11 protein-coding genes are annotated in these 10,873 nt (G+C 32.1%); 2 read left to right on the top strand and 9 right to left on the bottom strand.

Going from position 1 to position 10,873, the window contains the following annotated elements:
• Positions 1–555: 555 nt before the first annotated feature.
• The 7 genes from ACQKNR_RS28680 to ACQKNR_RS28650 form a co-directional block, all read right to left on the bottom strand.
• Positions 556–729, bottom strand: a complete 174-nt coding sequence (locus ACQKNR_RS28680) for a hypothetical protein (protein WP_427322629.1) — start codon at positions 727–729, stop codon at positions 556–558.
• A gap of 607 nt (positions 730–1,336) precedes the next feature.
• Complete coding sequence (locus ACQKNR_RS28675) at positions 1,337–1,615, bottom strand: hypothetical protein (protein ID WP_427322627.1); 279 nt, start codon at positions 1,613–1,615, stop codon at positions 1,337–1,339.
• 706 nt (positions 1,616–2,321) lie between these two features.
• Positions 2,322–2,546: a hypothetical protein gene (locus ACQKNR_RS28670; RefSeq protein ID WP_427322625.1), complete on the bottom strand. Its 225-nt coding sequence runs from the start codon at positions 2,544–2,546 to the stop codon at positions 2,322–2,324.
• Positions 2,547–2,732: 186 nt separating this feature from the next.
• Entirely contained in the window at positions 2,733–2,984 is a 252-nt protein-coding gene (locus tag ACQKNR_RS28665; protein WP_427322623.1) for a hypothetical protein, read from the bottom strand.
• A gap of 306 nt (positions 2,985–3,290) precedes the next feature.
• Positions 3,291–3,500 carry a hypothetical protein gene (locus tag ACQKNR_RS28660; protein ID WP_427322621.1) on the bottom strand — a complete coding sequence of 70 codons (210 nt, stop codon included), beginning with the start codon at positions 3,498–3,500 and terminating at the stop codon, positions 3,291–3,293.
• 1,120 nt (positions 3,501–4,620) lie between these two features.
• Complete coding sequence (locus tag ACQKNR_RS28655; protein ID WP_427322620.1) at positions 4,621–5,340, bottom strand: hypothetical protein; 720 nt, start codon at positions 5,338–5,340, stop codon at positions 4,621–4,623.
• A gap of 643 nt (positions 5,341–5,983) precedes the next feature.
• Positions 5,984–7,021 (bottom strand): DUF4003 domain-containing protein, encoded by a 1,038-nt coding sequence (locus ACQKNR_RS28650; RefSeq protein WP_427322618.1) that lies wholly within the window; start codon positions 7,019–7,021, stop codon positions 5,984–5,986.
• 190 nt (positions 7,022–7,211) lie between these two features.
• Between ACQKNR_RS28650 and ACQKNR_RS28645 the strand changes: the two genes are divergently transcribed.
• On the top strand, positions 7,212–8,111 hold the full coding sequence (locus ACQKNR_RS28645) for a GIY-YIG nuclease family protein (RefSeq protein WP_427322616.1): 900 nt from the start codon (positions 7,212–7,214) through the stop codon (positions 8,109–8,111).
• Positions 8,112–8,240: 129 nt separating this feature from the next.
• Here the strand turns inward: ACQKNR_RS28645 and ACQKNR_RS28640 are convergent, their stop codons facing one another.
• Both ACQKNR_RS28640 and ACQKNR_RS28635 read right to left on the bottom strand, forming a co-directional pair.
• The gene (locus tag ACQKNR_RS28640; RefSeq protein ID WP_427322614.1) at positions 8,241–8,954 is read right to left on the bottom strand and encodes an endonuclease/exonuclease/phosphatase family protein; all 714 of its coding nucleotides are present in this window, start codon (positions 8,952–8,954) and stop codon (positions 8,241–8,243) included.
• 155 nt (positions 8,955–9,109) lie between these two features.
• A complete protein-coding gene (locus tag ACQKNR_RS28635; protein WP_427322612.1) occupies positions 9,110–9,550 on the bottom strand; it encodes a hypothetical protein in 441 nt (146 codons plus the stop codon).
• 766 nt (positions 9,551–10,316) lie between these two features.
• Here ACQKNR_RS28635 and ACQKNR_RS28630 point away from each other — a divergent pair.
• The coding region (locus tag ACQKNR_RS28630; protein ID WP_427322610.1) for an RNA-guided endonuclease TnpB family protein at positions 10,317–10,873 on the top strand (557 nt) is incomplete at its 3' end.

Raw genomic sequence — 10,873 nt, 5'->3', positions numbered from 1 at the left:
GCTGATGCTTTATCAAGTAGTTAAGCATTACTTCCCAACTTATTAAACTAGACTGCTCCGTTAGCTCTATAGGGAATTAAACAACTTTATTATTTTTTAAAGGACTTTATTGTAAATTAAACTACTTTATTATCACTCTACAAATCTTTTATTTTTTAGGTTATGAACCATCCAAAAACCCCCCTTTTTCATAACTCCTTATCTTTCTAAATTTTATCACGATATTACATTAATTTAGCTTATTAACTTAATGAAGAAACAAAAAATGCATTTCATTTTATAATTTTGATAGAAGTGCTAAAGCATCGCATCTTTTTTATAAACGTCGCAACTTTATTCAAAACTTCGCGTCTTTCTTAAAAACATCTTACCTTTATTTCAAATTCACACCTAGTAGGTTATGGCAAACGACAAGGCTATTATTTTCTTCTTCTAATTTCGTGCTTGTATTCGTTTGTTTTGTTATCTTTCCTTAACAAAAAACAAGACGCCACCCAGATTACGGCGCGCCTACGATAATTGCTATAAACTTAATCAAACTTATTTATCCTTACGTCATTTATTTCTTTGCTTCCATACCCCATTCTCTTTACCATAAGTATTCTGCCCATTCATGAATCCAGCTGTATTACCAGGGATGCTATATTTTTTATTGTTTTTCTTAGCCTTCTTCTTCAGCCGCTTCTCTTCATGAACAGCTTGCAAATCCACCTTCCATTGTTTCAACAAATCTTTTTACGTCGCATCGAATTTGTACCCCTCGGATTAAATGTCCATTTTATCCAATAAAAAGAGAGTACCCTAGCTATTAGATACTCTCAATGTGAATAGGGGTTTACCCTGATCATTGAATGGGACACGAAGAACTCGTCCTATTCCAATATATACTTGTCCTTATTATAATGTGCAATAAAAAAAGCACCCTCGCCCAAGCGCCAAAAGATACATATACATTGAGGTAACTAACACGCTAGAAAAGACCCTTCCGTATCATTGTATGATTCTTAATTATCTTTATACCTAGCAAACCCATTAAATACGTTTAATATACAATTTCTATTGATTTAACCATGCATAATTCTATCCAATTCATGGTTAATATTCTAAATAGACCAATGATGTATTATAATTCTTTATATACACCAAGGAGGTTTATCATGCTCAATTTTCATAAAACACTGCCCATCTTAGGATTCTTTTTGTTTTTATACAGTTTCATCAGTTTCATCGTTTTATTACTATTCCTTAGCGTGTAGTAACAATGCGTATAAATATATGTTTAATGTTTAATATGTAATTTCTATATAACAAAGAAAAAAGTACTCGTTTGGGATGCTTAACATATACCAATATTAATATTGAATAGCTTTATTGATAGACTTTCTAGAACAATAAATATACTAGCTGAAACCGATCTATACCCGATATTCTTTCCTGTAACATTAATGGTAATCTCCACTAAATGGGTTTGCAAATCATCTTTTTCAAAAATTTTATCTTCAACCTTTTCAACTATTGCCACATTATCCACTTCTTTAAAAGTTTTCAGCAATTTTGTTTCTAAAAAATTAAAATCAAAATTTTCATCTTTAACCACATCAAATTTAATCTTCATTTTTATTTCCCCATTTTTAATTAGTTAATATACTAAAATCAATATAATTATATATAAAAGTATTATATAATTCAAAAATTATGTTTTAACGAATTCTCTATAGTTCACATATCTTATAGAGCAAAATTTTAAAAAACAAATGGAAAAGTTCCTCTTCCAAGGCCAAGATTACTCTCACCCTTCTCTAAGCCACCGCATCATATAACTTTCTACCTATCTTAGCTATTCGCTTTACGTTTGGTGGTTGAGAGAAGACTAAGAATCTTCTCATTTATACTCCCTAGGTTCGGTCAATACTTAAGTTGTCCCATCGCCTCGCTAACCGACTATGGTTACACAACGTGATAATCCAAAAATATTAAAATCTATATATACGACCGTAAAAATAATTGGTTAAGTGTTAAAATAGCTTAGATACTCTTTAGGGAGTTCTCATGTAATTAAGCAAGAGTTTAAAAATTCTCGAATCTAAGTCCCTTGGAGCGCCCTCCAAGGGGCTAAACTACTTAAAATATAGAATTTATGCGCCTTTATTATTTTCATTTACTTTTTATATTACACATTTTATATACCTGTACTTATCATAAGATGCAATAAAAAAGCGCCCTCGCCCAAACGCTAAGAGATACATATATATTGAGGTAATTAATAAGCTAGAAAAGACGCCATCCAAATCACGGTAGCGCCTACGATAATTGCTATTGTTTTAATTATTAACAAGTATATCTGGCCCCTTCTTCAACATGTATGAGAAACCTGAAACAAATACAACACTAAATATAATAATAGAAGACCACATATTAATATGATATTCTTTACCTGCAACTAAATTATAGATGTTATGGGCTAAGAAATTAGCACCTATAATAATTCCTCCTAACATTGAACTAATTAAAATGCTCATTAAATAAAATTTGAGCTTCTGAAACATTTTCCATCTACCCCTTTTCTAAAATAAACTTCATTTAAATCATTTTAGAAAATTATACCATTTATTTTTTAGGTATTATTAAATCCATAGTTTAATTAAGGTTATTTTAAGGAATGGATTATGTATTCAAATTCATGTTTAATGTGTAATTTCTATTCAATAAAAAAACACCCGTTTTGGATGCTTTTAAATTTTCTCTATAACATAAACCATTGTTTTTTTCGATGGCGCACAATATGAATGATTCTCATTTTTATGAATAAATATCTCATACTTACCCATCACTCGGAATCTTTCTATTTCGGATTCACCAAATTCTGATACGGAATCACATAAAATTGTTATTTCAGTGTCAGCGTTGTATAACAAATCATAAATTTGCCTTTCGGTATATATTCCCCCTACCGATAACCCTTCTAACATTTCTATATATATCATTATTTATCCACCCCTCCCGACTTATTTATTCTATAAAAACCATATTTATCCTCTTATACAGATAAAATAAAATCATGATAGAGGTAACGGCTTACAAGAGGAGAGGAGAAATTCCATCCACGATTATATCTTTGATTGGACTAGCTCATAGAATGGATTCACTTTTGATGGAGTCGAAAAATTATCAAATACAATAAAAGCATCACCGTAATTCAATGTTATTTTTTTGATAGCAGGGATACTTATAACAGGAAGCATGACTTTGCATAAAATACAGGTTTAAACTTCCACTAAGTTAACATTAACTCACTTATTAATATAACTCTTAGGCTCTTTAAAAAAGTTAGATGCAATGCAACATACTATTCCAGTAATTAGAATACCATATTTCACCACTCCACTTGTATGCTCAAATAAATTAATTCCATTAATTATATTAAGCATTACAAGTCCCCAAAACACTTGAATCGCTCCAAAACCTAATAATATTTTTCCTGTTCGAGAAAATTTTCTCATAGCCCTCCACCTTCCCCATATATGTAAATCTTATCATAAAAACCCAAAAATGAATGATTACAAAATAAACTTTCTTCAAGTTTATGGGTTATTTGGAAGGGGAGTTTTGTAATGTTAGAACTTAAAAACGAAATCTTGATACAAAGTTATGGGTTATTGGTATGCAATTTTATGATTTAAGTCACATGATCCTTCTTCATTTTATATCAACAATCTGCTCTTAGTATAGACTTCTTACCCTTCAGCTGACGAGACACCTTTACATAAAATTAACTGACTGGTAGTGGTACCGCGAATATTGACTTGTTCTTGCTGATTTTCATCAGGAAGAAACAAATTGCTCCATCTTCCCTTCGAAAAAAGAATTTAAATTTAATAAAACCCAATATTCCGTCAATAAAGTAGACAACCCATTTCTTAACCATATTCCATGATTAGAGCAGTTAGCTTTTGTTAGCTTTTGTTAGCTGTTCTTTTTTCATTCTTGTTCTTTAACTCTTTGACTGTATTTCCTGAATAATTACACATTCTCTATTCTCCTTTTCTGCTGAAATATTATATTATTTAATCTTAACCACTACTCACCAAAACATCTTATAATTGTTATATAATAAATTAGAAAATGAAAAAATGAAAGATTAGGAGTAGATCAAATGCCCGTTACACTAGAACTTATTCTTTTCATTCTTATAGCAATTAGTGCCATTGGCTATTTAATAAAAGAATTTCAGAAAACTAGGAAAAGAACAATTGGAATTGCACTAGAATTTTTAGTTCTTTTCTGGTCAATATGGAGAATATCGACTATTATAATCTAATTCATAAAATATAATCTCCTCTGTATAAAATTCAATATTCTGTCAATAATGTAGATGACATTAGATTTTTCTCCATTCCCCCTTGGAGATTAGCGGTTAGCTTTTGCTAGCTGCTCTTTTATTTCAATAATACAAAGTTAATGTTCCTCTCTTTACTAAAGGCGATAACCTATCTATTATTGAATCCTGAGTCTGTGAGAAAAGTTACAAAATTGGGTTATTGTAACTTTTGAAAAGATTTCAGGAATTTATTACTAAGTACAAAAAGCTATCATCACTTCACCTGATGATAGCTTTTCTTATTAATCAAAACTAATTTCTTCATTTTTCTTTCCTGAATTTCCACTAACCAGAACTCGTTGTAGCTGTTCATAGGTTCTCTGTGTATCTGGGGTACTTTCTGCTTGTTTACGCTCACGTTTTACTGTATTATCATTTACCGCTAACATCTTATCTCTAGTTTTCGCCACCATTTCCATGTACTCAAGTACCGCAATTCGTTCTATTCCTTCCATTTCCTCTAACTCTTCAACATCATCTGCATCATCAATTATTTCTGGCTCTTCAGTTTTTATGATTTCCTTCTGTTCTTTTTTCAGTTCAACTGCTGTTTTCTCTTGTGCTATTCTCTCTTTTTCTATGTTAACTTCAGTAGCTTCAATTACTTCTAAAGGCTTATTTTTAGCATTAGCTTTTTTATTTGCTTTTGCTATAGTTATTTTCACTTTCATCGCTCTTAATGAAGAGGATATTTGATGTAGTATTCTTCCTAACCCATAGAAACGAATTGCTTCAACTATAACACCCATTACAATTCCAAAAATCCATGAATTTGAAAAATATCCAACTAGGCCGAAAGTTATAACTCCTGGCAAATATAAGCTAGCGTAGCCTATTAAATTAGGTATTACTTTTTCTACTGTTAATTTGAAGCTATATTTAATTATTAAATATATAGCACTTAACCCCACTACTAAACCAGCCAGACTTATTAATAAATTTTTAAAAGTTTCACCAATCATCACAAATTCCTCCCCTAATATTTTAATTGGAATTTAATTATTAAATTCCTCTTTCCTTACCACGTTAATTTAATTTTTTAAAAAAACAAACAATTTCATAGTTAATTGGTCTTCTACAATTTATTCAAAATCGATGCTTATAAACCTTGCTACCTTTTCTGCAGCAAACCTATAAGACGGAATTACATAATACCTTCATCTGCTAAATATCTTGTAGGTCTATCTAATTCGACAAATTCCTTTCTTTTAGCACCTTCTAAGTCATCTGTACCAAGCATTTCAAATCATAAGGTGGATGCTAAAACGCATTTTGCTGTACTACCATCGTCTCAATAGCTGCATTACAGCATTGATCCAATATAACTCATAAATACATCTCCCTTTAGTATTTTTACTTTTTAATACCACAAAAAAGCGGTCTTCGGATAAAGATATTAAGCACATTAAGCTTAATTCTCAGTCCGAAAGACCGCTAATAATTGTGGATTAAAAAATAAAATTAAAAAGTTTACATTTATTTTAACTATAAATCTAAAAAAATTCAATTTGATTAAGTTCATAATTGACTCTTGATTTAATTATAAAGTATGTAAAATCTTAAATATAGCGACAGAACACTCGCATTCATATAGCAATTTGCACTTTATGAACCACTACTAGCAGAAGAGGCTGCTGTAGAGGAAGCGGCAATCGTTGCTATCATAGCTGCCTGCTGCGCCTGTATAAGGACTTCTATCATTGTTTGTAAACCTGTGTTGGCAGCGTGACTTTCCGCACCTTTCTGACTTACGAACAGTTGAATTGCAATAAGAATATTTGTATCCGTATGCCAGCGGAATAGCTTATCCCCCTGCAATTTTTCAATGAATACTCGAATAGAATGAACCTCTTTCTCTCCATCCTCAAGCAACGCTAGTAGACCGATAGCCGGGTAATGTATCTGTTTCACTTTTACCTTTTCTTGCTTTAGCAAATTCCATATGTTTGTACATTGTCCGACTAACATATCTTCACTAGCATCCTTATTTAGCGAAAGAATATGACTTAAAAATTGAAGATCATTCCCTTTACGCAAGCCAGCTGTTGCTAGTTTCTGATAAAGACGTTCCACTCGGTCCATAAGTATTTCTACTTTCTCTGATTGTCCTGCTAGTAAAACAGCGAGCGGATAATCATTTGTACCTGTAAGAAAGAGATGATCTTCTTTCATGCGTTTATATACTTGCATCGACCGCTGAATGCGTGTGTCATGCTGTCCATTATCTTCTGTTAAAAGCACAGCTGCTGCGAGATAAGTAAATATACTCCGGCTAAAGCCACCAGTGACCAATCGTTCATATAAATCTAGAAACTTTTGAAACGCTTCCTTGTAATGTGTAAAGTGAATATCTAATGTTGCCGCAACCACAAAGCGATGATAAGACTTTAAGTATGAAAACATCCCTACCTGATCCTTAATATAACTACTAATTTCTAAAAAACGTCCAAGATCAAAAAATTTATCGCTGCCTGCATACATAGCGGCAATCATCATTCCTGTTCGAGAATCACTCGTTTTCCATTTTAGTTCTCCCTTTAACTGTGCATATATATGTGTGTATTGCTCCAGTTTTTGCTGCAATGTAATCATAGTATTCCCCCATTTTTCTAGTGCTTCTCTTCTATTATACTTTGATTCCATATTTAGGAACACTATTTCAAATACATATTTTTCAAGATTATACTTTTCTTGGTATTCCCTTTAATATTTTACTATTAAATAAAACAAAAATTAGATAACTATCATGAAAAACAGATTTTATAATCAATCCTTTAAATAATTAGGATGTTTTTTTGACCTAATAGTACTATCATGAGGTAGGAGGGGTTTTATGCTTACAGTAGAGAAAATGTTAGAGAGTTATGGCTTAGATTTATCTAAAAATATTAAAATCGTACGGCATAAAGATGAGGATAGAATTGATGTTGTCGATTTATATGAAAAAGGTCAATTAGAGTTATACCAGAAACACCAAAAAGATGATGTATTTGGAGAATGTGAGTATGTGGTTAGTTTCCTGGACTTTGAAGAAGGTAAAAAAGCTGTATTTATCGGTGTTTACAAGGTGTTAGGCAAATCCAATCCGAAAAAATTTATTACTGATAAACATTATGATTGGATGAAGCCTGAGTACAAAAAGGGTAATGAATACTATTATCAAATGGAAAGAGTTCAAGGATTTGAAGAACTAGAAGAACGAATAATCATTAATTGGTCAGAGCGAACATTTCATATGTGGTTTGCGCCTTTAAAGAAGGTAAAGACAGTTAGAAAGAGAAAACAATTTGATATTATAGAAATTATTCCAAAAGGAACAATTCGTAGGTTTCCAGGATTTCTTGATTTTTCACTTACATACAACGAATTTAAAAAAATTTACAATAATCCTGATGTTAACTCTACCTGGTGTAAAATGCTTTCTTCAGTAGCTGGAATCTATACAATTTTAGATAGAAAAACAGGGAAATTATATGTAGGTAAAGCAAATGCATATGGTGGAATAGGTAAAGGCGGTATATGGGGAAGATGGGAATCTTACGCTAAAACTGGTCATGGTGGGAATAAGCGATTAATCGAGCTATTAGAAAATAATCCAGAACGTAAAGAAGATTTTCTTTTTTCGATATTACGAACATTGCCTAAATCAATTACAAATGATGAAATACTCGATATTGAAAATATTTACAAGGAAAAGTTAGGGACACGTGAATATGGTTATAATGCGAACTAGCAAGCATTAATACAAATTAGATAATAGAATACTATTTGCATTTAAATAGACATAAAAACCACCTATTTTGATAAATCTTTTCAATAGGTGGTTTTTTTATTCTAATATTAGATTCTATAAAATTATTTTTCACCTATTAAATTCAGCACTTATAGGCATATGATCACTGAATTTAATCCACTCTTCATAAGAACCTATGTTATAAGATTTTAATTGGTCAAGGAATATTTCAGAAGCAAACAGAAAATCTATATGGAAAGGTCTTGTTTTTTCTCTTCTAAAATAATGGGTCGGTTCCAACTCTTGCCCATGTTCTTCCTTAGAAAGATAATGATAAGCACTCATAATCCCTACACGCTTAAGAAGTTCAACAACCTCAGAGTGTGTCTTCACTCTTTTAATATAATCAAATTTCTTATTACTGTTCCAGTCACCTACAATAATACATGGCTCCTTTAGCAAAGATGCATATTTCTCTAATGCTAAATATATTTGCCCTATGTAACTATTATAGCGTTCTTTATCATTTTGTGACCAAACTGCAAACATAATAAACTCCCGTTCACCAGAGACTCTTAATGGAATGATATAGCGGAATTTATCATCATAATCTGGATGAAGTTCAATTTGATAAGTATTATCTAGCGTAATTATTCCAATCCCCTTCTTGTTTGGATTTTTTCCGTACCAAAGGAATTGAACGATATCTTTCTGAGCATTTTTTTCTTTCCATTTTTCAGGATGTTCACATTCTGGAATAACTAATATATTTGCTTTAAGCGGTAATATTTTTTCAATCTTCTTCCTAAATCCCATTGCTGCATTCCATGTAACTATTTTCATTTATCCACCCCCATATGTAATTAAATAATAATATACAATCCATTAACAACTCTAGTGTTTGTGTACATCCGAGATAATTGATTTATACATATTCAAGTAAAAAAGGTCATTGTAATTAATGACCTTTTCCTTTCACGTATTACGACATGATCTAACTATTCCGGTCTGTTTTTTGGTAAATTAAAAGCTTTAAAAACTTCTAAATGTACTTCAGTAATCTGCCTCTCTATAAAATCGATAAATTTGTTAATCTCCATATCAGGTGTCTTTGAATTTAGATTGAAATCATAGGATACAATACCTTTAGCATCATCAATATCATAGTATGTTAAGTTAAATTTCAGATGATTTTCTATTCCTTTAACTAATTCATTAAAAAAGTCTTTAAGTGAAAAATCATATACCTTTGGTCCTTCTCTCTCCTCAATCACTTCTACTTTAAGTTTCATACATTCAATTTTGGTAATATTCATTTGAACCTTCCTCATCAGAGCAGTTTTAGGTTCACCATAATTTATAAGAGCATAAGTCGTATTCAATTCCAGTTGTGTTAAATCCATGATCATCGCTGCATCTCTGGATAAAAATACTCTCATAATTACATCCCCCCTTCTAGGATACTTCACTAAATAAACACCGGTTATATTAGCCAGTTAGACGTTGCTACCAAACAAGTTCTTATCATTTTAGCCAAGAAGGCTCTTTCCTCAAGGAATGTGAAGTGGTTAAGTGGGAAAAGAATTTCCGTTTGGCATAGCCAAAACATTTGATAAACTAGCTATATGAAGCTCTTTGATAACTTGATATATGAGGTTGCAGGAAGAAAATAGAGTGCGAAAACCAAGCCATCCGGTTCCTGCGTAAAATATCAACCGAACCAAGAGAGCATCCAAGCATTGGACATCTAGGGTGGCCCCCAAAGTAACGCTCAGGGAGATGCAAGGTTACTTTCGTCGTGGAACTGACAAGCTCCCACATCATACTTTGCTAGATGACGAGTAGTTCACGGCTCCAATAGTTCCTTTATTTTTTCGCTAACGTCACGATAGCTTACTCCATAATCTCAACGAGAAAAATCATTAAAAAAACATTGAATTGCTGAGGAATTCTGTCCTCAACATTAAATCAGATTTGCATCAAAAATGTAAATCCTCATTTTCCTGATATTGTCCTTTATCATTTTAGCCAAGAAGACTCCTTCCTCAAGGAACGCGAAGTGAGTAGGTGGGAGATGAATTGGCTTCGGACATGGGATGGCAGGAAGCCATCTTAATTGTTCGACATATATAAACTGTTACTTCACTACCTATCGAATGTATGTTTGTTGTATAATAGACGCATATCAAAATGGAGGTGAAAGGAATGCTAATCAATAAAGCATATAAATTTCGTATCTATCCAAATAAAGCACAAGCAACCCTAATCAATAAAACGATTGGCTGTTCTCGTTTTGTATTCAATCATTTCCTATCTCTATGGGATCATGCACACAAAGAAACAGGAAAAGGTTTGACATATGGTACATGCTCTGCCAAGCTCCCTGCCTTGAAGAAAGAGTTTGTTTGGCTAAAAGAAGTGGATAGTATTGCGATTCAGTCATCTGTTCGCAACCTTGCGGATGCTTATACACGCTTTTTCAAAAAACAAAACAGTGCCCCGCGTTTCAAATCTAAGAAGAATAATGTACAATCTTACACCACAAAACAAACAAATGAGAACATTGCCGTTGTAGGAAACAAAATGAAATTGCCTAAACTAGGTCTTGTTCGATTTGCCAAAAGTCGTGAAGTAAAGGGACGTATTTTAAATGCTACGGTTAGACGGAACCCTTCTGGTAGATACTTTGTGTCATTGTTAGTTGAAACAGAAGTGCAAGAACTTCCGAAAACAAATTCTTACATTGGAATAGATGTAGGACT

The sequence above is a fragment of the Bacillus sp. NPDC094077 genome (genome assembly GCF_050279465.1).
In the GTDB taxonomy this organism is placed as follows: domain Bacteria; phylum Bacillota; class Bacilli; order Bacillales; family Bacillaceae_G; genus Bacillus_A.
This window is presented reverse-complemented; position numbering and strand designations above follow the sequence as displayed.

What these genes read in the sequence shown, in the direction of transcription:
- ACQKNR_RS28675 (WP_427322627.1), bottom strand. Translation starts at nt 1,615, where the DNA reads ATGAAGATTAAATTTGATGTGGTTAAAGATGAAAATTTTGATTTTAAT.
- ACQKNR_RS28670 (WP_427322625.1), bottom strand. Translation starts at nt 2,546, where the DNA reads ATGTTTCAGAAGCTCAAATTTTATTTAATGAGCATTTTAATTAGTTCA.
- ACQKNR_RS28665 (WP_427322623.1), bottom strand. Translation starts at nt 2,984, where the DNA reads ATGATATATATAGAAATGTTAGAAGGGTTATCGGTAGGGGGAATATAT.
- ACQKNR_RS28660 (WP_427322621.1), bottom strand. Translation starts at nt 3,500, where the DNA reads ATGAGAAAATTTTCTCGAACAGGAAAAATATTATTAGGTTTTGGAGCG.
- ACQKNR_RS28655 (WP_427322620.1), bottom strand. Translation starts at nt 5,340, where the DNA reads ATGATTGGTGAAACTTTTAAAAATTTATTAATAAGTCTGGCTGGTTTA.
- ACQKNR_RS28650 (WP_427322618.1), bottom strand. Translation starts at nt 7,021, where the DNA reads ATGGAATCAAAGTATAATAGAAGAGAAGCACTAGAAAAATGGGGGAAT.
- ACQKNR_RS28645 (WP_427322616.1), top strand. Translation starts at nt 7,212, where the DNA reads ATGCTTACAGTAGAGAAAATGTTAGAGAGTTATGGCTTAGATTTATCT.
- ACQKNR_RS28640 (WP_427322614.1), bottom strand. Translation starts at nt 8,954, where the DNA reads ATGAAAATAGTTACATGGAATGCAGCAATGGGATTTAGGAAGAAGATT.
- ACQKNR_RS28635 (WP_427322612.1), bottom strand. Translation starts at nt 9,550, where the DNA reads ATGAGAGTATTTTTATCCAGAGATGCAGCGATGATCATGGATTTAACA.